The organism is Pseudomonas sp. SWRI92 (genome assembly GCF_014268685.1).
Classification (GTDB): domain Bacteria; phylum Pseudomonadota; class Gammaproteobacteria; order Pseudomonadales; family Pseudomonadaceae; genus Aquipseudomonas; species Aquipseudomonas marvdashtae.
This window is the reverse complement of record NZ_JABWQY010000013.1, coordinates 125,539-148,884: the sequence shown is the minus strand read 5'-3', so window position 1 is coordinate 148,884 and position 23,346 is coordinate 125,539. Positions and strand designations below refer to the sequence as shown.

Below are 23,346 nucleotides of genomic sequence, written 5' to 3'. Positions count from 1 at the left end.
ATCTGCGCGATCTCTAAAATGGTCGCAACGAAACACGTAACAGTCAAAGAGGAACAGCCTATGAACGCCTACTACTACCTGGCCATCGCCATTTGCGCCGAAGTGATCGCCACCGTTTCAATGAAAGCGGTCAAAGGCCTGAGCACCCCGCTGCCCTTGCTGCTGGTCGTCGCCGGCTACGGCATCGCGTTCTGGATGCTGACGCTGGTGGTGCGCACCGTACCGGTGGGCGTGGCCTACGCGGTCTGGGCCGGGATGGGCATCGTCATGGTCAGCGTCGCGGCGCTGTTCATCTATGGGCAGAAACTGGACGTGCCGGCCATTCTGGGGATGGCGTTGATTGTGTTGGGAGTGGTGGTGATCCAGCTGTTTTCCAAGACCGCAGGGCACTGAAGCAGCGCAAGCTCCAAGCTTTAAGCTGCGAGCAAAGCGATACCCTCTCGCTTGTAACTTGCAGCTTGAAGCTTGAAACTTGCCGCTTCATTTCCTCCGAGGTCGCTGCATGCCATCCGTTATTTCCACCGACATCCTGATTGTCGGCGCCGGAGTCGCCGGCCTCTGGCTGAACGCGCGCTTGCGCCGCCTGGGATTTTCAACCGTGCTGGTGGAAAGCGCCAGCCTCGGCGGCGGGCAGAGTGTCAAATCCCAGGGCATCATCCATGGCGGCGCGAAGTACGCACTGCACGGAGCCCTGACCGGTGCCTCGGAAGCCATCGCCGACATGCCGCTGCGCTGGCGCGAGGCCTTGAAGGGCGACGGTGAGCTGGACCTGTCCGGCGTGCGTTTGTTGTCCGACGCCCATTACCTCTGGTCCCCTGGCACCTTGGCCGGCAATCTCACCAGTTTCTTCGCCAGCAAGGCCGTGCGCGGACGCGTCGACCAAGTCAAGGGCGAGCAACTGCCGCCAGCCCTGCAAGACAAGCGTTTCAAGGGCAAGGTCTATCGCCTGGCCGAGCTGGTGGTGGATGTCCCCAGCCTGATCGCACGCCTGGCGGAGTTGGCCGGCGACAGCCTGCTGGCCGGACAGCACATCGAGCCGTTGCGCAAAGAAAGCCAGTTGGTCGGACTGAAGGTCGATGATCGCGAGATCCGCGCCCAACGCATCGTGCTCAGCGCTGGAGGTGGCACCGCCAACCTGCTCGCCGCCCTGGGCCTTGACCAGCCAGCCATGCAGACCCGACCGCTGCACATGGTCCTGGCCAAGGGGCCGGGCCTCAAGCCGCTTTATGCCCATTGCCTGGGCGGCGGACCGAAGCCGCGCGTCACCGTGACCACCCATCCGGCCGCCGATGGCCAGTGGGTCTGGTACTTGGGTGGCGATCTCGCTGAAGGCGATGCCGTCGCCCGTGAGCCCGCCGCGCAGATTGCCGTGGCCCAGAAAGAGCTCGGCCAGTTGCTGCCGTGGATCGACCTCAGCACCGCGCAATGGGCAACGTTGCGAGTCGACCGCGCCGAACCGCTGCAATCGGGCCTGACCCGACCGGACAACGCCTTTCTCGCCGAACAGGATCGCCTGCTGGTGGGCTGGCCGACCAAGCTGGCCCTGGCCCCGGATTTCGCTGATCGGGTGATTACCGCGCTGCAACGCGATGGCATCCAACCCAGCCACCCCGCCCCGCTCCCGGAGCTGCCAAAGCCCCCGATGGGCATACCCGCGTGGGAGCAATTGCTGCCATGAGCCAACCGACACTGCACGACCTGCGTCGTCCGCTGGGCCATAACGGCCCGATGGTTTCGCCCCTGGGCCTGGGCACGGTCAAGCTCGGACGCGACCAAGGCGTCAAATACCCAAATGGCTTCCGAATCCCGGATGACAGCGAAGCGGGCATGTTGCTCAAGCTGGCGCGCGACCTTGGTATCAACCTGATCGATACCGCGCCGGCCTATGGCCGCAGCGAAGAACGTCTTGGGCCGCTGCTGCGCGGCCAGCGTCGCGACTGGGTGATCGTCAGCAAGGTCGGCGAAGAGTTCAGCGACGGCCAATCGCGCCATGACTTCAGCGCGGCCCATACGCGGTTCTCGGTAGAGCGCAGCCTCAAGCGCCTGGAAACCGAGTATATCGATCTGGTGCTGGTGCACTCGGACGGCAATGACCTGGCGATTCTCAACGACAGCGAAGTCTACCCAACCCTGGCGGCGCTCAAGCGCGAGGGCAAGATCGGCGGCTACGGGTTTTCCGGCAAGACCGTGGACGGTGGTTTGAAAGCCTTGGAGCAAGGCGACTGCGCGATGGTCACCTACAATCTGAACGAACGAAGCGAAAAGGCTGTCATTGACTACGCCAGCGAGCACGGCAAGGCGATCCTGGTGAAAAAAGCCCTGGCCAGCGGTCACGTGTGCCTGAGCCCCGGGGAGGACCCGGTTCGGGCGAGCTTCGAACTGTTGTTTGAGCACCCGGGGGTTGCCAGTGCTATTGTCGGCACGATTGATCCGCTGCACCTCGCCCATAACGTCGCGACCGTAGCCCGCGTCCTGCGTCAAAACTGAAGCCGCCTCGCGCGGCCATAAGGAAGGAGCCGACATGCCGCGTACGCTCATCAGAAAGAACCCGAGCAACTTCAAGACCCTGCCCCTTTTCGTCGAAGCAACGCCTGAAGGCCTGACGTACCAGAGCGTGGGGATGCCGCTCAATTTCGCCCAGACCTTGCAACGCCGCAAACCCGTCACCGTGGACGACGCCGAGCGTTTTACCCTGAAGCTGGCGAACCTCGGCGTCTCGGTGCGCCTGACCCTGCATTGGCAAAATCGCGATTATTGGGTACTCGTGCGTCAACGCCGCCAGGATCGCGGCGATGTGGTCCTCAAGTTGATTTCTGGTTACGTTCCGGCCCATGAATTGAACCTGCCGCTGCTTACCGCCATCAACGAAATTGCCGAAGAATGCCTGCTGGAAACCCCTGAGGGCTGGCTCGGCGGACGTTTCAACGACACTTGGTTGCCCGCGCCGTATTCAAGCGCCCTGCATTACCGTGAAGCCTTGCCGTTCCGCCTGGCTCCGCTCTCCGGTTCGGCCCGCCCAGTGCGTTGTGCCAATCTGCAATTGATCGAACGCCCGAGGGCCTACGTGCATTTGCCTACGGCATCGCTGCAGCTGATTTATGACTTGCGCCTGGACGTGCCCAAGGAAGCCAAATCCCTGAGCCTGTTTCATGTCGATGAACGCCTGGAAGGCGACCAACTGGTGGCGCGCCTGGATCGCAAGCGTCCCGACCTTTACCTGATGCCGCTGCTGGACGGACAACCGCTGCCTGAGCTGTACACGCTGAAGAAGGATCAACTGTACCCAGCCAGCACCCGCGGCTTGTACCTGGCGGAGAGCTTCGCCCGGCAGGACGGGTGGCTGGTGCGCGATGAGCGGATTCGCTGGAAGGATTGGCTGCGACAACAAGGGCTGACACCGCTCGGGAAGGAGTCCGGGCTGACCCGTCTGAAGGGCAAGGCCCGGCAGTTGCTCAAGAAGATCGTGCCGAGCAAGGTGGTGCGTTAGTCACAGCGATCTGAAAATGCTCTTGTGGCGAGGGAGCTTGCTCCCGCTGGGTTGCGCAGCGACCCCATTTTTATGGGCGCTGCGCACCCAAGCGGGAGCAAGCTCCCTCGCCACGAAAGCTCCCCAGCCACAGGAGCTGGCTCTTGCGCAAAGGCTCAGTTATTACGGATCTTTTCCACAATCGCCGTCGTTGAGCTGTTTTCCACCAGCCCCAACACCTTCACCGTGCCGCCATAGGCCGCGACGATATCGGCGCCCACGACCTGGTCGATCCCGTAATCGCCGCCCTTGACCAGCACATCCGGCTTGACCTGGCGCAGCAGATTTTCCGGCGTGCCTTCGCTGAAGCAGATCACCCAGTCCACCGCGCCAAGGCCGGCCAGGACCGCCATGCGTCGGTCGACACTGTTGATCGGACGACCCGGCCCTTTCAGGCGGCTCACCGAAGCATCGTCATTGACCGCGACGATCAAGCGATCGCCCTGGGCCCTGGCCTGCTCAAGGTAGGTCACGTGGCCAGCATGCAGGATGTCGAAGCAACCGTTGGTGAAGACGATTCGCTCGTTGTGCGCACGCGCATCGTCGACGGCCAACAGCAATTGCTCCAGCCCCAACACGCCGCGCTCGGAACCCTCTTCGCGCTGGATGGCGCGACGCAGCTCCGGAGCGCTGATGGCCGCAGTACCGAGCTTGCCGACGACGATACCCGCCGCCAGGTTCGCCAGGGCGACCGCGTGGGGCAGTTCCTCGCCAGCAGCGATTGCAGCGGCCAGGGTGGAAATTACCGTGTCGCCGGCACCCGTCACGTCGAACACTTCACGGGCACGGGCTGGCAGGTGCAAGGCCGGATGATCTGGACGTAACAGGGTCATGCCGTGCTCGCCCCGGGTGACCAGCAGCGCACCGAGCTCAAGGTCGTGCATCAGCTGCGCGCCTTTGCTCACCAATTCATGCTCATCCGCGCAACCACCGACGATGGTTTCGAACTCGCTGAGGTTCGGGGTAATCAGGCTCGCACCACGGTAGATGGAAAAATCCTTGCCCTTGGGGTCGGCCAGGACCGGAATGCCACGGGCACGGGCGGCCTGGATCAGCACTTGATGGTTTTTCAATGCGCCTTTGCCGTAGTCCGACAACACCAGCACCTTGATGCCTTCGAGCAGCTTGTCGACCTCCGCGCCAAGGGACAGGGGATCGGTGGCGAACGGCTCTTCGAAATCGATCCGCAACAGTTGTTGGTGACGGCTGATGACCCGCAGCTTGACGATGGTCGGCTGATGCGCGATGCGCTGGAATATCGCCCGCACGCCGGCACCTTCCAGGCTGTTGGCCAGGCTGTCGGCAGCTTCGTCGTCACCGGTCACGCCCACCAGGGAGGCCGGCGCGCCGAGGGCGGCGATGTTCAAGGCAACGTTGGCGGCACCGCCGGGACGATCCTCGATGTGCTCGACCCTGACCACCGGAACCGGCGCCTCGGGGGAAATCCGTGATGTACCGCCATGCCAGTAGCGGTCGAGCATGACATCGCCGACCACCAATACAGGGGCTTGATCGAATCGCGGCATGGACAACTTCATGGAGCATCCCACATACAAAATGAACAGGGCCGCGATATTAGCACAGGGTTGAGAAAGGCTCGTCCATGGCTGTGACGCGAAGCGCTGCCCCTTTGTGGCTCCTGCGGCAGCGCAGTTATCTGCTCGCAGGCCCGGGGCAGCTCAACCTCTTGCAGCACGTCCTGGATTCAGGCGATGTCCTGCGAGGGGGCATCCAGCCCCATGGCGTGGAGACGAGCGTAATAGCCGTTCTGCGCGAGGAGTTCGCCGTGGGTGCCGCGCTCCACGATACGCCCCTGGTCCATGACCAGGATCAGGTCGGCTTTTTCGATCGTCGACAAGCGGTGAGCGATGACCAGGGTCGTGCGGCCCTTCATGACCTGATCCAGCGCGGCCTGGATATGCCGCTCGGACTCGGTGTCCAGCGCTGAGGTGGCCTCGTCGAGAATCAACAACGGCGCGTTTTTCAGCAAGGCCCGGGCAATTGCCAGGCGCTGGCGCTGGCCGCCGGACAACAGCACACCGTTCTCACCCACCTCGGTGTCGAGGCCTTGAGGGAGCTGCGCGATGAAGTCCATGGCGTAGGCGTCCTGGGCGGCTTTTTCGATATCGGCCCGGGGTGCTCCGGCCAGGTCGCCATAGGCGATATTGTTGGCCACGGTGTCATTGAAGAGTGTGACGTGCTGGGTCACCTGGGCGACGTGGCGACGCAAATTACGCAGTCGATAGTCTTCGATCTCCACATCGTCGAGCAGGATCTGACCCATGTCGTGATGATAGAAACGCGGGATGAGGCTGGCCAGGGTGGACTTGCCGCTGCCCGAGCGTCCAACCAAGGCGATCATCTGCCCGGGAGCTGCGGTAAAGCTGATGTCCTTGAGCACTTCCCGATCGGAGCCGGGGTAGGTAAAGCTCAGGTTGCGTACATCGAGACGGCCACTGACGCGTTCCTGCTCTACCGTCCCGTTGTCGACCTCAGGCTCGACGTCCAGTTGTTCGAAGATGCTTTCGGCACCCGCCACCCCTTTCTGGATGGTAGAGCTGACCTCGGAGAGCTGGCGAATCGGCTTGGGCAACAAACCCGCCGCAGTGATGTAGGCGACCAGGTCGCCAGCCGTGGCGTCGCCGCGCAGGAACAGCACCAGAAACATCAGGGCCGCCATGGCGGTGTAGATCACCAACTGCAGCATCGGCGTATAAACCGCGCCGGTGCGCGTCATGCGCAGTTGCTTGTCGGTATTGCCCTGGCTGGCGCTGGCAAAGCGCTGTTCTTCGTAGGCCTCGCCACCGAAGCTGCGCACTACGCGATAGCCCTGGATGGTCTCGGAGGCGACGTGGGTCACGTCGCCCATGGCCACCTGGATCTTTTTGCTTTGCTTGCGGAATTTCTTGCTGGTACTGCTGACCATCACCGCGATCAGCGGCAGGATCGCCAGCATCACCAGGGTCAGCTTCCAGTTCATCCACACCAGGTAGGCAAAGAGAAACACCACGGTGAGGCCTTCGCGGATCACCACTTTGATCGCATCGGTGGCAGCGCCGGTGACCATGGTCACGTTGAACGTGATCCGGGAAATCAGGTGGCCGGAATTGTGGGTGTCGAAGTAGCGGTTGGGCAGGACCAGTAGCTTGTTGAACAACTCGACCCGCAGGTCATGCACCAACCCCAGCGAGACCCTCGCCAGATAGTAGTTACCCAGGAATGAGCCCAGGCCCTGCCAGGCCGCGATCAGAATGATCAACAGCGGCACGGCCATCAGCAGCTTCAAGTCCTGAAGGTACGGCACGGTAGGAAAAAGCACCGCATCGGGATTGCTCAAGCCATCGACGAAATACTTGAGAATCCCGGCCAGCATGGGCTGGGTGGATGCAAAGATCACGAAACCCACGATACTCAGCAGGAAAATGCCCACGTAGGGTCTGACGTATCCCAGCAGCCTGAAATAGATTTTCAGGCTGGAATCCTGTTCCGCTTTGGGCGGTGCGTCACTCATCGTCGAGCTCACTGGTTAGGAAGAGCGCGGGATTTTATCACAGCCACCGGGCTTGGCCCGCGCCCAGGCCAAAACACTGGCCAGGCCGATCGGCAACCAGCTGATGAACCATTCGGCGCGGGGAGTCCCCGTCAGGCTCGCGGCGTCGAATTGCATCGCCAGGAACGAAAACACCCACATGCCCAATACGCCTCGGCCCAGCACGGTGTCCCGGGCACGCCAGGCCTCGCGCAGCACCGCGAACCAGACAACGCACCACAGCAACAGCCCCGGCAGGCCCAACTGAATGGCAACATGGCTGAACAGATTATGAGCATGGTCAAAAAAACGACCGTTAACGGGGACGCGATAATCCCCCGCCAATCCAAGACCGCCCCAAGGACGCTCGCCAATCATGTGCATGCTCGACATGAAAATCTCAGGACGATAGGAGGCACCACGGGCCATCACCAAGGGTTCCAGCAGCCAGAACGTCAGCATCGCCAGCACCAGGGCCGTAGCGGCTATCACGCGGGTACGCCCGTCCCGGCAATAAAGCGGCATGGCCAGTACGCTGAGCAACAAGGCCAGCGCCGCGCCGCGGCTCTGACTCATCACCACAAATAACCCCAGCAGTGCCAGGGCCACCGCCCAAAGAACCTGGAGCCCGATACGACGCGGCACCCAGTGCAGCATCCAGATCGCCGCCAAGCCAATCACGTATCCACCCAGGATCGGATGCGACAATTCACCCAGCCCTTCGAGACGCGCCACCCAGCGATGATCCTGGATAATGTAGAACTGAACGATGGCCATCAGGGCCGTCAGGGCCAGCCCCAATCCGCCCCACTGCATGACACGGATCACGCGCTCCGGCTGGCCATTGGCGAAAATCGGGAAGAACAACAGGAACACCAGGATGTAGAGCAGCCGCTTGGCTTCGCGGGCGGGCTCCGGCGCCTCGGCCCAGAGCAGCGTCACCAGCGCCCACGCCATCAATGCCAACAGTGCCCCATAAATCAAGCGCTGGGCGCGCCACAGCTCCACCAACCTGTGGCGCGCCGGCCAGGCAAACAGGATCGCCGGCAACCAGACCAAAGCGATCAACCCTTGCTGATAAACCTTATTGGTGGGTGCCAAGGCTATCGCCAACAAAAACCAAAACAAGCCAAGGGCCATCCAGCCCTGCGCCCAACGTGTTGCTTGCATCTAACGCTCCTAAACGGTGTACCAGCCAAACCGGCATGGTGAAAACAAAAACTTTTGGGCATCATGGCCCGCCACGGCACCGTTCTTTCAACAAGGTTTCCCTACGATGCAATCCTCACGGCTTCCCCAAGCCGCTTTGAATCTAATGATTGAAGGCGCCAGCATTCTGGAGGCCGACAGCTACGGCCCAAAAGTCTATCTGTTGCAGGATGGAAACATCCTAAAAATGTTTCGCCGCAAGCGTTTTTTTTCCTCGGCCCTTCTAAGGCCCTACTCGACGCGGTTCATCAGCAACGCGGCCCGTTTGAAGGAACTCGGCGTACCGACCCTCGAAGTGCTGGCCTACTACAAGCTGCAGAAGCCCGGCATGACCGCCGTACTTTATCGACCGCTTCCCGGAAAAACCCTGCGCCAATTATCGAATCATGAAGATTTCAGCTGGCAACAGCGTCTTCCAGACCTGATCGAACTGATCCGCAGCCTCCATGCCAGTGGCATTTATTTTCGCTCGTTGCACTTGGGCAACATCGTTGTCACCCCGGAAAACACCCTGGGGCTGATCGATGTGGCTGACATGCGGTTTTTACGCTCTCCATTGCCGCGCTATCTGGCACGCCGCAACCTGCAGCATTTCGCTCGTTATATTGCGCGGGAGAACCTGAACGGGAGCTTTCCAATGCAGGCGTTGGAAAACGCCTTAATCGCTACCTGAAATCAACTCCCGGGCGGTTTGGCAAAAACTCGCCCATGCCGCCTCTGGTGCCAAAGCCTGGTACTGCGCCGCCGCGATCGCCTCGGCCGAAGCCTGTGAGGCCCGGGTGATGGCTTCGCTCCACGCGGCTTCGTCACCGGCAGGCGCATACCAGCCGTCATCGCCCACCTGCTCGCGGAACACGGCCAGATCACTGGCCAGCACCGGAGTGCCGGCCAGGATCGCTTCCTGGAGAATCAGGCCAAGCCCCTCTTCGAAAGAGGGAATCAGCACCCAGTCGAACGCTTTATAGAGCGTCGCAACGTCCTCCAGATGCCCAGTCAACAACACCTTCCCGGCCAGGTCTGGCTGGGCGATCCGTGCCTCCAATGCCGCCCGGGCCGGCCCTTCGCCGACAATCACCAGGCGCCAGCCAGGCTGGTCGATTGCGGCCTGGGCAAAGCCCTCCAACAGGTTGGCGAAACCTTTTTTGTCTACCAGCCGTCCTACCGCGCCGAATATATGCGTGGCCGTCGCAGCCCCGCCCAGCCGAACGCGAGCTTCTTCGCGAGGGACGAGGCACGATTGAAATGCGACAGGATCGAATGCACTGCGCAACGCAGTGACCTGGATGCCCAGCTCCTCCTGCAGCGATGCCGCCAACGTCTCGGAGACTGCTGCCAAAGCAAGGCGTGACGGCGGGAAGCCACACAACAATTCCCGACCCATGGCGTTGAGCCGTGTCGCACCATGGAATATCACGACCACGCGGATCTGCGGCATGTCCTTCAAGACGGGCAACAGCGTACGCGCCACGCCGAGACCATCGAGCAATACCACTCGGGCATCGCTGTCGAGCAGGCCCTGACGGAAACGGCTGTGCATCCAGGGCCTGAAAAGGCGCCAGAAGTGGCGGCCCTTGAGACGCGCCGACGTCAGATTCCACTCCCGTGCCGGGCCCGCATTGTCTTGGCAAGCGGATTCCGAGCCTTGCAGGAGCCATGTCTTGACGGGCACGGCGGGATCGATCTGCGAAAGGATCTGGCGATGGACTTTATGCACCGAAGCGAATGGCGAACCGCCTGCCCACATGACATTGATGATGCTCATCGAGCGGCAAACCTTTGATCGCGGACCCGGACTCGTGCTTCGAGAAGCTCAATAATTGATAAGCCAGCCAACGCACACTCCGAGCAAAAGGATCAGGAAAAGTTTGATTTGCTCACGGCGCCTGCGACGCGCCTTGCGCTGGCGTTCGACAGGAACTTCGACATGAACACCGAATCCTGTATGTAAAACAGCATCCCCTTCGAGCGTGACTGCGGTCAAGTTCAGTTGCGCGTAGCGGAGCGACAGGGCTTTTTCACCACCGAAACCGGCAAAAGGCGCGCAGAGCTGATATTCCTTCAGCCGCCGCAAGCCCGGATTGAGAGAAAAACTCTGCCACTCAGGCTTATCCGAGATCAGGGGATAGCACGGCACGCCGCCGATCAGCTCACGCTCGCCCAAGCGGATATAGGGACTGTGTACGCACAGGTCATAGACATAATTGCGCAGCCATACCTGGAGAATCTCGGGACGCAATTTCAGGATCGTCAGCGAGTCTTCCACGAACGCCGGGCGGTAGAACTCCCAGTCATCCTCGCAGTGGAAAACATAGGGCGTCTTGACGTGTCCGTAGGCCAGGTCGATTGATGCCAGCTGTCCCAGTTTCGGCTGGTTGACGAATACCGTGCAGCGCTCCTTCCAGTGATCGGGAATCACCGCGTGCACGCCTTCATCGCCTGCGTCTTCAGTAATGAACACTTCGCGAATAGACGCCGTATTGAAACGGTCAAAACTCTCGAGCGTCCGCTTGAGCAGATCGAGCCGGCCGCAACTGGTGACCACAAGAGTGATGTCACTATCGTCGGAAAACTGCACTGAAATACCATTTAGTCAAATGCCACCCTGTCGTTGGATGGCATAACGGTTTTATTAAATGCCCAGTTTCTGGCGCAATCGCTCCAACAGACTCAAAGGTCCACGCGGCCGCAAGGGCGGCTCCAGCGCTTCCACGATTTTCTGTCCGATACGCGCGAAGCTGAACTGTTCCAGCGCCAGCCTGTGGCCGTTGCGGGCGATACTGTGCGCCAATTCGGGGTCCGCACGCAGCCGGGAAAGTTTTTCCTGAAGTTGCGGGATGTCCCGATACAACACCACGTTATGCATGTCCTGCAGCCCCAGCGCCCGAGCTTCCTCGGCGCCTTGGTCAAACGCCAGCAGCACGCAGCCGCAGGCCATCGCCTCGAAATTCTTGATCATGTACTCGCCCATGCCCACGTCGGCACTGACGAAAAAACGAATCCGATTGAGCGTCTCGCAATACTCTTCGCCGGACTTGGTACGGGTTACCACCAACGGCTCAACGCGCGCCAATTCATCCAACAGCGCCTTGCGACCACTATAGGCGACGCTGTTGGTGCTGCCGACAAAGGCCAGTTCGATGTCCCGTTCGCGCTGCCGGTCCTGCAACAACGATTGATCGTAGCCCTTGGGAACGAAAACCGCATCGAATCCTTCCGCACGCAGGCGTTCCGTCACCATGAAACCGGAGCTGATGACCCTCACCCACGGCAGACGACGGTAATGGGCGCTGAACTTGCCCGTGTATTTGCACGGAATGTAGTTCTGGTAGGCGTCATGTTCGAGGATCACCAGGTTGGGGATCGTGCGAATGAAGCTGGCCTGGCGAATTTCCTGCTTGAAGCGCAGGAAAAATACGATCCGGTCGTAGCTCGATACATCCACGTGACGTCGGAAATAGCCTCGCAGATTGCGTTGTTCCGCACTGTCGAGCCAACGCAAATCGCACTCGCAATGAGCGGCCACGCCTTCATAGAGCCGATCCAGAATGGCCCGTTGTTCTTTCTGCACCAGAAATAGAACTTTCATCGTCTTCCTTGCGGCACCGAACGACTTGATAGATAGCCGGAGGCGGTGTTGCCCCCTGGGCCCTTAAAGCCGCCAGAACAGTTCATGGCGGCGCACAGCCTTGCGAAAGAATTCATTCTCGCCATAGGGCGATTCCCTACGCCCAGCCAGCAGGCGCTGGATGCCACGACGCAGGCGGCGCTTGAACGGGGCAGGCGGCTGCAGGTCGTGCATCATGCCCAGCGCCATCGCCTTGTCATGCAGGCCCGCCAGTGTCAGCGGCAGGCTGAGAGGATGCATTGGCCGGTCCGGATCGAAATGCGGTGGCAACGCGATGCCGCTGCCCGAGTCGCCCATGGGCCAGCGATCGTTATCGTGCAGGTGGTTGGCATAGCCCAGCAGCAGGGTCGGTTGCCACTCCAGGCCCTCAAGCGCCTGCAGGACAGCGTGGTGGGCGCAAAGATGGTCGGGGTGCGGATCGAGAGCCGGATGCGGCAACACAATCACTTCGGGACGTGCCTTGAGTATCAGTTCCCGCAGGTCCGCCAACAGGTTGTTCCAGGTCGGGGCGCCATCGGCATCGCCGGGCAAGGCAAACGGGTTCAATTGGCGAAACAGACGGGTATCGCTCAGGTCCGCCTCGCGGGAACCCTGGGGCTGGCCGGGCGCAGCTTGCATGGCGGCCAGTTGCAGGCAGAAGTAGCCCAACTGCACGCAGTGCTCCTGCGGTACGCCGGCCCAGCGCGGCACGACGATGCTGTCCCAAGCCCGCAGCCGACCCTTGAGCCGTGCGGCGTCTGCGCGCCCCAGGCCCATGCGCTGATAATGTCGCGCTTCGATTTCGCCAGCGGTGAGGGTCACGATCCACGCTTCGTCCGCCTGGCTGTAGAGCCCATAAGCGGCCAGCTCAGCATCGTCGGCGTGGGGCGCGATGACCATCGTGCGCGAGTGCCGTACGTCCACGGGCGCGAATGACCAGAGCATCGGTTCACCCGACACGCGGCAAAAACGCCCACGCAAGCGCAACTCACCCCGGGACAGCACGGCGCCCTGCTCGCTGAGGTTGAGGTAGCGCAGGCCATTGACCCCGCGTTCGAAGGTTTGCCGTTCCAGACTTTCGTTGCCCAATAACTCGACAACCGGATCAATGAATCGTCCCAGCCAGGTACTTCTGATTCGCAGCGCCAGGACCAGCGTCGCGCCGTCGTCCAGTATCACGCCCTCGTCCAGCCGCAGCCGCCCGGCATTCAAATGCACCTTGGGTTGCTGGGTGAACGGCGGGAAGTTGTACTGGTAATCGTCCCGGGGCGAATAGAACAGATGATCGGCGAACCATGCCTCGTGGGCGATCCAGCCCAGCAGCGCCAGCACCAAGGGCAACCACCAAGCGACCAAGACGCCGAGTACCACCAGCACAACGAGCGCGCATAGCAATCCCAGGCGCTTGTTGCGACGATGGCGCGTGAGCAACTGTTGTTTTCGATTCATGGGCGGGTTCATACGGTAAACACCGGCACGGGGTTGCACCAACGGTCTTTGTATTCACGATCCGCCCGGCCGAACGAAAAACGCAAGGGCTTGCCGGCGGCGCGGGCGTGCTCCCAGGCGCTTTGGGTGTTGAGGAAGCTCAACACGCTGCCAGGGCTGAATTCGCGGGTCTGTGGGTCGACACCGCCATTGACGTATTCGACACTGATCCAATCGGGCGCTTCGACGCGATAGACCAGTTGAATGGCAATCGGTGCATCGTGGAGGAAAACCACCGAGCCGATCAGCAATTCGCGCAGCAGTTCGATCACCTCCTCCATGCGCTCGGCGCCGGTGGCAGCGAAGCCCCAGCGGCGCTGGAACAGGTCGCAGTAGATTGACGCCAGTTCAGCGCTGGGAAATTCGCCAACCGGCCGCACCAATCCGCCCGCCTCTTCCAGCAACCGAAGCTCGCGGCGTTGGTTATAGCGAAATTTCTTCGACAGCTCTTCAGGAAGGCGCGCCATGGCCAGCTGTTCTTTCTGCAGCTTCAAGCCGCTGAAACGGCCCTCGTTGAGCGCCGACAGATACCGCCCCTGATGACGCAACGGTGCCTGGGCGCCAGGTGCCGCTGGCAGGATCAACTCGGCATTGCCCAAGTCGAACAAGCCTTTTTTGCCGCTGCGCTTGAGCACGTCCTTGGACAAGGCCAGGTCGCGGCCCCAGGTCGGTATTGCCGCCTTGAGCTCGCCGTCCTGCTCGAACGCCAAGTAGCGCACGGGGATGTCGGCCAGCGCGGCCAGCCGTTCGACTACCAGGGGATGCGTCGCCACGCTGCCGCCGAAACGTTCCCACGCCTGTGCATAGGTCGAGGCGTCGGTGGTTGACCAGCCGCGCTCGCGCCAGCCTTGGAATCGGTTGAGCATCAGTTCCTCGGTGCCAGTTCGGTCACTTGGGGCAAACGCCAGAATGCTTCGCGTACGGCGCGATCCGAAAAGCGTTCACGCAGGCGATCAAGCATCAACTCGGCGCATTGTCGGCGTTGCAGATCGCCCATCGCTGCCAGGTGTTGCAGCCCTTGGGCCATGTGCTCGGCGTCACCGAGCGGAAACAGGATCCCGACGCCCTCGACCACCTCCTTCGCGCCGCCGCAAGCGGTGGCCAGCAACGGAACGCCGGCCGCCATCGCCTCGAGCAGCACCATGCCGAACGGCTCGTGGTCGGAGCTCAGGGCAAATGCGTCGAAGGCGCGAAAATAGCGACGTGCCTCGGGCACTTGACCAAGAAACAACACGCGGTCGGCTATGCCCAACTCCAAGGCGAGCTCTTTAAGGTCCTGCTCCAGGCGTCCCTTGCCCAGGATTGCCAGCTGGCTATTGGTCGGCAGATATTCCAGTGCAGCGGCAAAACCTCGTAGCAGGGTGGCCTGGTCCTTGTCCGGATGCAGCCGCCCGACGTTGCCGACAATCCAGGCATTCGCCTGGAGCCCAAGTGTGTGCCGCGCCTCGTCCCGGGACACCTGACTGGCTTGCAGGGCGTCGAGATCGATGCGGTTGTAGAGGGTCTGGATCTTCGCAGCAGGCCATTTCGGCAGGCAACGACGCATGTCGTCACGCACTGCATCGGACACCCCGAGCAGGCTCAGGCGCTTGCGAAAAACATGGGCGAACAGCCGGCGGGTACGCCGTTGATAGTCACCAAAAGCATGGTGCACGCCGATCACCGGCAGGCGAGTACCCAGCAGGGCGATGTAGATCGGCTTGAAGCGATGGGCGATGCAGAAACTGAAATTGCGCGAAGCGGCGATCCTGCGCAGATCGCCGATGGCGCCCAGCTTCAGGCCGCGAACGGCGCTGGAGCTGTACTCCATGAACAGCACCTCGTCCGAGGCGCACGCGGCGGCGACTTGCGCATCCGCCGCTCCGGTGAGAAACACCGTCGTCACGCGATAGCCAGTGCCCGCGAACAGGCTGGCGTACTGACGGGCGCAGTCCAGGAACGGCCCGTCATAACCGTGGCAGAACTGCAGCACATGTCGCTCAGCCGAGCGTGTCATAAGCGTCCACGCCGTCTTTGACCACCAGGATGTCTTCCATGATCAGGTACTGCAGGTCGGAGCCAAAGAACATGTTCAGCGCGTCGGTCGGCGAGCAGATCATCGGTTCGCCACGACGGTTGAGCGAAGTGTTCAGCGACACGCCGTTGCCGGTCAGCACTTCCAGGGCCTTCATCATGTCGTAGTAGCGCGGATTGTATTCGCGCTTGAGCACCTGGGCCCGGGAAGTACCGTCTTCATGGACGACTTCCGGCACGCGGGTTTTCCATTCTTCGGCCACTTCGAAGGTGAAGGTCATGAACGGTGCCGGGTGATCGACCTTGATCATCTGCGGCGCCACGGTGTCGAGCATCGACGGGCAGAAAGGCCTCCAGCGCTCGCGGAATTTGATCTGCTCGTTGATCCGATCGGCCACGCCGCTGGCGCTCGGGCATCCGATGATCGAGCGACCGCCCAAGGCACGCGGGCCAAACTCCATGCGGCCCTGGAACCAGGCCACCGGGTTGCCGTCGACCATGATCTTGGCGATGCGCTCGGGGGTGTTGTCGATCTTGCGCCATTCAGGCTTGCTCGGATGACGGGCGCACGCGGCGATCACGTCTTCGTTGCTGTAGGCCGGGCCGAGGTAGACGTGTTCCATTTTCTCCACTGGCACGCCACGGGCATGGGACACATACGCCGCCGCGCCCACCGCCGTACCGGCGTCGCCGGAGGCCGGCTGTACGAACAGCTCCTTGACGTCGTCGCGGGCGATGATTTTCTGGTTCAGCTTGACGTTCAGTGCACAGCCGCCGGCGAACGCCAGCTTGCCGGTTTCCTTGAGCACGTCGCCCAAGTAGTGGTCGATCATCTGCAGCGCCAGCTTCTCGAACAGCGCTTGCATGCTTGCCGCGTAGTGAATGTACGGCTCGTCGGCGATATCGCCTTCGCGTTTCGGACCGAGCCATTCGATCAGCTTCGGCGAGAAATAGAAGCCCTTGCCCTTCTCTTTATAGCGACGCAGGCCGATCACGTTGGCGTAGTCGGTGTTGATCACCAGTTCGCCGTTTTCGAACGAGGCCAGGCGCGAGAAATCGTACTTGCTGGCATCGCCATAAGGCGCCATGCCCATGACCTTGAATTCGCCGTCGAGCATTTCAAAGCCGAGGAACTCGGTGATCGCACCGTACAGGCCGCCCAGGGAATCCGGGTCGAAGAATTCCTTGATCTTGTGGATCTTGCCGTTTTCACCGTAGCCAAAGAAGGTCGTGGCGTATTCGCCCTTGCCGTCGATGCCCAGGATCGCGGTTTTTTCCTGGAAGCCCGAGCAGTGGTAGGCACTGGAGGCGTGCGCCAAATGGTGCTCGACCGGCTCGATCTTGATCTTTTTCGGATCGAAGCCCAGCTGCTCCAGGCACCAGACGATTTTGCGGCGATAGCGCTTGTAACGACGGTTGCCCATCAGGATCGCGTCAAGGGCGCGGTCCGGGGCGTACCAGTAACGCTTGGCGTAGTGCCAGCGCGCTTCGCCGAACAGGCTGATCGGGGCAAAGGGGATCGCCACCACGTCGACGTCGGACGGCTTGATGCCAGCCTGTTCCAGACAGAACTTCGCCGACTCGTAGGGCATGCGGTTCTTTGCATGTTTATCGCGTACGAAGCGCTCTTCCTCGGCCGCCGCGATCAGCTTGCCGTCGATGTACAGCGCCGCGGAAGGATCATGGCTAAGGGCGCCGGACAGGCCAAGAATCGTCAATGCCACAGGGGTCTAGCCTCTTATGTCTGCATACGGGCGACAAGCGCCGCGAAAAATTGATGTGCCACGCGCCAGGGGTGCGGGGCAGCTAAAGGGCGGGATTATAGCTTAAAAGCGGCGGCAAGCCTCTAGCGGTGAGTGGGGCGCGTGCAGCACACGATTGCCTGGCGCTATTTGTAGGGCAGCGCACCTTGTGCCGACCTCACGTGAACAGCAGGGTCTTTTTGATCGCTGCCACGCTCTGCGTGGGCATGAATCCCGTGACGCTCTGGCTCATCCCGGAAGCGGAACGCGGAGCGTCCCTGGCGGCGTTCCCACGCAGGAGCGTGGGAACGATCTCATGGCGCGCTATCGACGTCCTTGGGCAAGCGCCCATCAATCACCCGATACAACGCACTCCCCTCAGGCCAGTTACGCATGAACCGCGCGCGGTCCCGCGCATAGGCCGGGGCGAAGCTGGCCTGGGTGCGGTGCTGGCACATCGAGTCGAGGTCGATCAGCGCCCAGCGGTCGTGTTGCCAGAACAAGTTGTGGCCCTTCAAGTCGCCGTGGCTGATGCGTTCGCGGATCAGGTCGGCGAACAATCGTTCCAGCGCCAGCAACTCAGGTTCGGGCGCCTCACCGCTTTCCACGTAGGGGGCGAAGCGCTCGATGATGTCCGGCCCCGCCAGGTGTTCGGTGACCAGATAGGCGCCGCGGCGCAGCCACAGGAAGCGCTTTTCCAGCAAGGCCAGGGGCTTGGGCGTGGCGATGCCGAGAAAGGCCAGGCGATGGCCTTCGCGCCAGGAATGCCAGGCGCGGCTCGGGCGCCAGAAGCGCTTGAGCCAGTGGGCGAAGTTCTTGATGTTGTAGCGCTTGATCACCAAGGCCCGGCCGCTCGCCTCGACTTTGCCGACGCTGGCCGCGCCGCCGGTCTTGTATAGGTGGCCTTGGTCAAGCAACGCATCGGCCTGCTCCAGTACTGGCATCATGGCCGCTTCTTCATCGCGCCGGATCGCCCGCAGGCCGAACGCTCCGCGCCGTACGCTGAACAGGCTGCACTCGCGCCCGACTTTTTCGAGAAAATCCTTCAGGCGCCAGGCATGCACCTTGTCGATCTGTTTCTGCAGCGCTTCCATGGGCAGCGCGTGTTCGGCGTTGCCCAGCAGGTAATACACCAACAGCTCTTCGTTGAACGGCTGGAGGGCTTTGGGAAGTTGGGCGAAAAACACTCCCAGGTTTTCCAGCACTTTTTGCCGGGACAACGGTTGCCCCGGTGTTTCGGCGCGAATACCCGCCCCGTCAATCAGATAGAGCTGGCCGCCATGACGCAGCAGATTGTCCAGGTGCAGGTCTTCCTGCCACAGACCTTTGCCGTGCAGTTGCGCTATCGCTCCCAAGGCCTCGGCCAGCACCGCCGTTTGTTCGTCTGCCAGCATTGGCAACTGCTCGACTTGCTTCCAGGCATCGCCCAGGCTCTCGGCGCCTTCCAGCAACTCGAACAGCAGCCAGCCGCCTTCGCCTTCCTTCAAGCCGTCAGCCAACAGCAAGGGTGTCGTCAGTCCCTGCTCCGCCAGCAGGCGAACGCCTTGCAGTTCACGCTGGAAATGCCGGGGCGCCTTGCTGCCCACCAGCAACTTGGCCAGCACCGGCCGGCCACGCCAGATGCCAGCACCAACGTAGCGTTGCCCTGGCAATACCCGCAACAGCGACAACAACTGCAGTTGCGCCGGCCCGGCGGCATCCGCCAGCTCCAGGCTCAGGGGCAGGCTCGGGCTGCGGCCGGCGCTTTTCAGTTCGGACAAATGCATCAGCGAACCTCCTTATGAGTGCGTCGCGCGCTTAGCCGGTTTATCCACTCATCAACCAGCACACCGTCGACGGGCTGGCCCAGATAAGCAGACAGCAGTTGGCGCACATCCGCTTCAGTCCAGGCCCGGGCCCGGCGCAGCAACGGTTCCAGATCCTTGACCCGGTCACGCAGTCCGAACAACAGCGGGCGAGTTTTTTCCAGGTCGATCAACTGCGCCTGATAGCCGCTCTCGGTGGCTTGCAAGAAAATATGCTTAGGATAAAAACAGCCGTGCACCTGACGCATGCCATGCAGGCGCCGCGCCAGATGCCCGCAGGCCTGGAGGATGGTGGTGCGTTGCGCCGCCGTCAGGGTCGACCAGCGCAACAGGAGCGAATCGAGGTCATCCCATCCGTCCAGGGCACGGGTCAACAGGATCGCCCGCACCTCACCGTCCACTTTGCGTTGACCGTAGAATACTGCCTGCAAGGCCGGAATGCCCAGCTGGCGATACCGGCTGATGTTGCGAAACTCCCTGGAAAAGCTGGGCTCGCCAAAGGGGTGCGATAACGTCCGGGTCAGGTAGTTGTTCTGGCGCTTGAGGTAATAGCCCTGCCCTTCGAGCTCCAGTCGGAACACGCTGCTCCAGCCACCGCCCAGCGTATTGGGCTCATCCACCGCGTCCAGTTTGCGCGACCAGAGGGCTTCGAAGCTGTCCAGGCCATGGCGCTCCAGCAAGGCCCGATCTTCAGCGGCCAGGTAATCGGTCATTCACGCCCCTCGAAAAATCTCACCACGTGACGAATGCGTTTTTTGTCACACGCATCGAGCCGGTCACGCTGGTTGTATTGCAGATAAAAACGCAGGCGCTGGGTGGCCGACAAATGATATTTGCCCACCTTGTCCAGGCAGGCCAAGTCCTTGGTAATCCGGTACTTGAGCCAGAAGCCACGCCAGAAATCACCGTTCGGGCAGTCGATCAGGAACAGCCGCGCCTGGTCATCGATCAACAGGTTGCGCCACTTCAAGTCGTTATGGGTGAAGCGGTGATCATGCATCGTCCGGGTGTATCCGGCCAATTGCCGGCTCACGCCATCGACCCAGGCGCGGTCGGCCAGGCGCGGATCGTGTCGCTCGGCCAAGGCTGAAAGGTCTTCGGTGCGTGGCAGTTCTCGGGTGATCATCGCCCCGCGATCATAGGCCGCGCCACGCCGCTCCAAGCCCCAAGCGACGATCTCGGCCGTGGGAATGCCCCACTTGGCGAAACGCTTGAGGTTCTGCCATTCGGACTTGACCCGTGGCTTGCCCAGGTAACGCCGCAGCCCCTTGCCGGCGCCCGTGTAGCGCTTGACGTAGTAATTGACGCCGTTGCGCTGCACGCGGATCACCTCTGACAGCGGATCGCGCGTCAGGCGCTCCCCCTGAAGGGCGAACACCGCATCCAGACTGCCGAAATCCTCTGCCAGCTCAGCGTAGGCCGGCTCCAAATTCCAACCCGACATCAGAGTGCATCCCCATACCGCTGCTTGCGCGCATACAGCTTGTTGGCCTTGCCTTCGAGCCAGGCCAGCAACGACGCCTCTTCGGCCAGGACCTGGCGCAGCGGCTGCTGGAAATAGCCCCTGAGGAAACGCAGCTTGTCGCGGCGGGTCAGGCCAATGTCCAGCGCCGAGAAATACAGCGCCGCCAGGTCCTTGTTGCGCCAGCGAGTGGTGATGGCGGGCCGGGTCTGGGCGCGGTGCAGGTCGATCACCGAGAGCTTGAAATCCCCCGGCGTCACCGGTTTGTCGGTGTGCAGGAGAAAGTGACAGATGTAGCAGTCGCGATGATTGACCCCGGCGCGGTGCATCATGCCGGTCATGCGCGCCACTTCGGCGATCAGGGCACGCTTGAGCGTCGGCTGCGGCGGCTGCTTGAGCCAGTCGATGCTGAAATCTTCGAGACTGATGGTCGGGGCCAACTCCTCGGTGACGATGAACGAGTGCTGGTCCGCCGGGTTGCTACCCTTCTCGCCATACGCGACGGCGGTCATGGTTGGTACGCCGGCTTCCTGCAAACGCTGGATCGCCTTCCACTCCTGGCCCGCGCCGAGTACCGGCAGCTTGGCAGTGAACAGGTTCTTGAAGATCTCGCCCCAGCCAATGCCGCGGTGGATCTTCACGAAAAAGCCGCGCCCGTCCACCTCCGTGCGCAAGGTGCGCCGGGCTTCCAGCTCACGATAGACCTCCCCTTTGAGCGCCTCGACTTCGACGAACGCATCGCGTCCAGCCCAAAGGGTCTTGAACGGTTCGGCCAACATCAATTTCATTCAGCGTGCTCCGCCAATATCACATCCGCCGCGTGCTGCGGCATGCTGTAGAGGTCAGCCGTCTCGGCAAAGACCAGACCGTTGCGGCTCCAGGCCGCCCGCGCGCCAGCATCGCTCAACATCCGGCCCAGGTATTCGGTGAGCTGTGCTTGTTCGAACGGCTCGTCCAGCACCAGGCCACTGTCAGCCTCGGCGATGTAATGGGCATATCCACACACCGCGCTGACCAGCACCGGCAACCCGGCCACCAGCGCTTCGAGCAGTACCGTGCCGGTGTTTTCGTTGTAGGCCGGATGTATCAACAGGTCGGCGCCCAGCAGGAAACGCGGGATGTCGCTACGGCCCTTGAGGAACCGTACGTTGTCGCCGAGCCCCAGCGTCGCGCTCTGCAGTTGGAATACCTTGGGGTCGTCCTGGCCGATTACAAACAGCCGGGTGCGCTTTTTCAGTTCCGCCGGCAACCCGGCCAGGGCCTTGAGGCTTCGATCCACGCCCTTGGTCTTGAACCCCGAGCCGATCTGCACCAGCAGCAAGTCGTCGTCCGCCAGGCCGAATTCGGCCCGGAACGCGGCGCGGATTTCGTCGGCGTCAGCAGGCCGGCGGCGGTCCTGGGCGATGCCCGGCGGCAGCAGGTGAAAGCGTTCAAGCGGGGTGTCGTAATGCTTGATGAAGAGCGGTTGCTGCACTTCGGAAATCATCAGCACTTCGGTCTTGGCATCCTTGGCGAACACGGCTCGCTCGTACTCGGCGAAATGCCGGTAGCGGCCCCAACGCCGGTACAACGAGTTGCGCAGATTCTGCGCCTTGTCTTCAAAGCAGCCATCGGCGGCGTAATAGACGTCAAGGCCGGGCATTTTGTTGAAGCCAATCAAACGGTCCACGGGGCGCTTGGCCAGGTCGGCCTCCATCCACGCGCTGAGTTTCTCATTGCGGCGATGATTGAACAGCGCCTTGACCGGCGCCACCAGCACTTCGAAGCCTGGCGGGACGTCACCTTCCCAGATCAGCGTGTAGACACGGATCTGGTGGCCGCGTCGCTGGCATTCGAGGGCGATGCGCATGAAATCGCGCTGCAGGCCGCCGAACGGGAAGTATTTATAAAGGACAAAAGCCAATTGCATCAGCGCGGCTCCTCAGCCAATAACGTGCTCAGGTGGCTGGCAACACGCTCAGGGTTTACACGGGTGAAGCACAGGGGCTGCTCGCGTTTCAGGTCAAACCGACGGGCATCTTCGGCGGTCGGTGGATACGTACATTGTTTTTGCATGCAGGGCGCACAGGGAAAGTCGCTGGCGAGGTGAATCTGGCCCTTGCCGTACGCCCCGGTCAGTACCGGGTTAGTGGGGCCGAGTAGCGAAATGGTCGGCACGTCCAACGCGGCAGCCAGATGACCGAGGCCCGTATCCACGGCCACGCACGCCTGGGCGCCAGCGAGCACCTTGCCCATCCCGGCCAGGTTCAGTTTCGGCAACACCAGGGCGTTGCGCAGCCCGCTGGCAATGCGTTCGGCCCGGGCCTTCTCGGCAGGGTTGCCCCACGGCAATTTCACCACCACGCCGAACTGGCCCATGCGCTCGGTGAGCTGGCGCCAGTAAAGCTCGGGCCAGTGCTTGGACTCCCAGGTCGTGCCATGCAGGAATACCACGTAAGGGTAGGCGCGCGGCAACTCCACCAGCCGGTCGACGCTCAGGCCGTAGCTGCCCTGGGTCTTGGGCAGGTCATACCCCAGCGCCAGGGCAAACAGCTGCCGCACGCGCTCGACCGCATGTTGCCCACGGGCCACCGCCAGACGCCGGGAGTAAAAACGCGCGGCCATTGGTTCACGGGCAGAGTGCTTATCCAGGCCGGCCACCGGTGCCTTGACGTAGCGAGTCAGCCAGGCGCTTTTCAGCAGGCCCTGGGCATCGATCACCAAGTCATATTTTTCGGCGCGCACGCTTTGTTTGAAGCGTCGCCATTCGCCACTCTTGATGGTTTGCCAGAGGTTCTTGCGCCAGCGCCGGATCGCCACCGGGATGACCCTGCCCACCGCCGGGTGCCAGGTAGCAATTTCGGCAAAACCCTCTTCCACCACCCAATCGAACCGGATACCAGGAATCGCTCGCGCCGCATCGGTCAGCGCCGGCAAGGTGTGGACCACATCCCCCAGCGACGAGGTCTTGATCAGCAATACCCGCAAG

At 61.8% G+C, this 23,346-nt stretch carries 21 protein-coding genes; 5 read left to right on the top strand and 16 right to left on the bottom strand.

Annotated elements, in window-relative coordinates; genetic code table 11:
* Positions 1–60 precede the first annotated feature (60 nt).
* The 4 genes from HU762_RS19590 to HU762_RS19575 all read left to right on the top strand — a co-directional run bounded on the left by HU762_RS19590 (position 61) and on the right by HU762_RS19575 (position 3,487).
* Entirely contained in the window at positions 61–393 is a 333-nt protein-coding gene (locus HU762_RS19590) for a multidrug efflux SMR transporter (RefSeq protein ID WP_186611848.1), read from the top strand.
* Positions 394–502: 109 nt separating this feature from the next.
* On the top strand, positions 503–1,678 hold the full coding sequence (locus tag HU762_RS19585; RefSeq protein ID WP_186611847.1) for an FAD-dependent oxidoreductase: 1,176 nt from the start codon (positions 503–505) through the stop codon (positions 1,676–1,678).
* On the top strand, positions 1,675–2,487 hold the full coding sequence (locus tag HU762_RS19580; RefSeq protein WP_186639811.1) for an aldo/keto reductase: 813 nt from the start codon (positions 1,675–1,677) through the stop codon (positions 2,485–2,487). Before HU762_RS19585 ends, HU762_RS19580 begins: the two co-directional genes overlap by 4 nt.
* Before the next feature lie 34 nt (positions 2,488–2,521).
* Positions 2,522–3,487 carry a metal ABC transporter ATPase gene (locus HU762_RS19575; RefSeq protein ID WP_186639809.1) on the top strand — a complete coding sequence of 322 codons (966 nt, stop codon included), beginning with the start codon at positions 2,522–2,524 and terminating at the stop codon, positions 3,485–3,487.
* A gap of 155 nt (positions 3,488–3,642) precedes the next feature.
* Here HU762_RS19575 and hldE read toward each other — a convergent pair whose 3' ends face one another.
* The 3 genes from hldE to HU762_RS19560 all read right to left on the bottom strand — a co-directional run bounded on the left by hldE (position 3,643) and on the right by HU762_RS19560 (position 8,225).
* Positions 3,643–5,064: a bifunctional D-glycero-beta-D-manno-heptose-7-phosphate kinase/D-glycero-beta-D-manno-heptose 1-phosphate adenylyltransferase HldE gene (hldE, locus tag HU762_RS19570; RefSeq protein WP_186639806.1), complete on the bottom strand. Its 1,422-nt coding sequence runs from the start codon at positions 5,062–5,064 to the stop codon at positions 3,643–3,645.
* 167 nt (positions 5,065–5,231) lie between these two features.
* A complete protein-coding gene (gene msbA / locus HU762_RS19565; protein ID WP_186639804.1) occupies positions 5,232–7,037 on the bottom strand; it encodes a lipid A export permease/ATP-binding protein MsbA in 1,806 nt (601 codons plus the stop codon).
* 15 nt (positions 7,038–7,052) lie between these two features.
* Positions 7,053–8,225, bottom strand: coding sequence for an O-antigen ligase family protein (locus HU762_RS19560; RefSeq protein ID WP_186639802.1), 1,173 nt, complete (start codon positions 8,223–8,225; stop codon positions 7,053–7,055).
* Positions 8,226–8,331: 106 nt separating this feature from the next.
* Between HU762_RS19560 and HU762_RS19555 the strand changes: the two genes are divergently transcribed.
* Positions 8,332–8,937 carry a toluene tolerance protein gene (locus HU762_RS19555; RefSeq protein ID WP_186639800.1) on the top strand — a complete coding sequence of 202 codons (606 nt, stop codon included), beginning with the start codon at positions 8,332–8,334 and terminating at the stop codon, positions 8,935–8,937.
* Here HU762_RS19555 and HU762_RS19550 read toward each other — a convergent pair.
* From HU762_RS19550 to waaC, 13 genes are all read right to left on the bottom strand, one after another.
* Positions 8,923–10,026: a glycosyltransferase gene (locus HU762_RS19550; protein WP_186639798.1), complete on the bottom strand. Its 1,104-nt coding sequence runs from the start codon at positions 10,024–10,026 to the stop codon at positions 8,923–8,925. The two genes, HU762_RS19555 and HU762_RS19550, sit on opposite strands and share 15 nt — an antisense overlap.
* A 48-nt stretch (positions 10,027–10,074) precedes the next feature.
* Positions 10,075–10,839: a glycosyltransferase family 2 protein gene (locus HU762_RS19545; protein ID WP_186639796.1), complete on the bottom strand. Its 765-nt coding sequence runs from the start codon at positions 10,837–10,839 to the stop codon at positions 10,075–10,077.
* 54 nt (positions 10,840–10,893) lie between these two features.
* Positions 10,894–11,850 (bottom strand): glycosyltransferase, encoded by a 957-nt coding sequence (locus HU762_RS19540; RefSeq protein ID WP_186639794.1) that lies wholly within the window; start codon positions 11,848–11,850, stop codon positions 10,894–10,896.
* Positions 11,851–11,913: 63 nt separating this feature from the next.
* Complete coding sequence (locus HU762_RS19535; protein WP_186639792.1) at positions 11,914–13,317, bottom strand: PIG-L family deacetylase; 1,404 nt, start codon at positions 13,315–13,317, stop codon at positions 11,914–11,916.
* A gap of 8 nt (positions 13,318–13,325) precedes the next feature.
* Positions 13,326–14,222, bottom strand: a complete 897-nt coding sequence (locus HU762_RS19530) for an antimicrobial resistance protein Mig-14 (protein WP_186639790.1) — start codon at positions 14,220–14,222, stop codon at positions 13,326–13,328.
* Positions 14,222–15,352, bottom strand: coding sequence for a glycosyltransferase (locus tag HU762_RS19525; protein ID WP_186639788.1), 1,131 nt, complete (start codon positions 15,350–15,352; stop codon positions 14,222–14,224). Before HU762_RS19525 ends, HU762_RS19530 begins: the two co-directional genes overlap by 1 nt.
* The gene (locus tag HU762_RS19520; RefSeq protein ID WP_186611834.1) at positions 15,336–17,093 is read right to left on the bottom strand and encodes a carbamoyltransferase; all 1,758 of its coding nucleotides are present in this window, start codon (positions 17,091–17,093) and stop codon (positions 15,336–15,338) included. Before HU762_RS19520 ends, HU762_RS19525 begins: the two co-directional genes overlap by 17 nt.
* A 332-nt stretch (positions 17,094–17,425) precedes the next feature.
* Positions 17,426–18,877, bottom strand: a complete 1,452-nt coding sequence (locus HU762_RS19515) for a lipopolysaccharide kinase InaA family protein (RefSeq protein ID WP_186639786.1) — start codon at positions 18,875–18,877, stop codon at positions 17,426–17,428.
* Positions 18,877–19,629 carry a lipopolysaccharide kinase InaA family protein gene (locus HU762_RS19510; protein ID WP_186639784.1) on the bottom strand — a complete coding sequence of 251 codons (753 nt, stop codon included), beginning with the start codon at positions 19,627–19,629 and terminating at the stop codon, positions 18,877–18,879. Before HU762_RS19510 ends, HU762_RS19515 begins: the two co-directional genes overlap by 1 nt.
* Positions 19,626–20,360: a lipopolysaccharide kinase InaA family protein gene (locus tag HU762_RS19505; RefSeq protein WP_186639782.1), complete on the bottom strand. Its 735-nt coding sequence runs from the start codon at positions 20,358–20,360 to the stop codon at positions 19,626–19,628. Before HU762_RS19505 ends, HU762_RS19510 begins: the two co-directional genes overlap by 4 nt.
* Complete coding sequence (gene rfaP, locus HU762_RS19500; protein WP_186639780.1) at positions 20,360–21,166, bottom strand: lipopolysaccharide core heptose(I) kinase RfaP; 807 nt, start codon at positions 21,164–21,166, stop codon at positions 20,360–20,362. Before rfaP ends, HU762_RS19505 begins: the two co-directional genes overlap by 1 nt.
* Positions 21,163–22,287 (bottom strand): glycosyltransferase family 4 protein, encoded by a 1,125-nt coding sequence (locus HU762_RS19495; protein WP_186639778.1) that lies wholly within the window; start codon positions 22,285–22,287, stop codon positions 21,163–21,165. Before HU762_RS19495 ends, rfaP begins: the two co-directional genes overlap by 4 nt.
* On the bottom strand, positions 22,287–23,345 hold the full coding sequence (gene waaC, locus HU762_RS19490; RefSeq protein WP_186639776.1) for a lipopolysaccharide heptosyltransferase I: 1,059 nt from the start codon (positions 23,343–23,345) through the stop codon (positions 22,287–22,289). Before waaC ends, HU762_RS19495 begins: the two co-directional genes overlap by 1 nt.
* Position 23,346 lies beyond the last annotated feature (1 nt).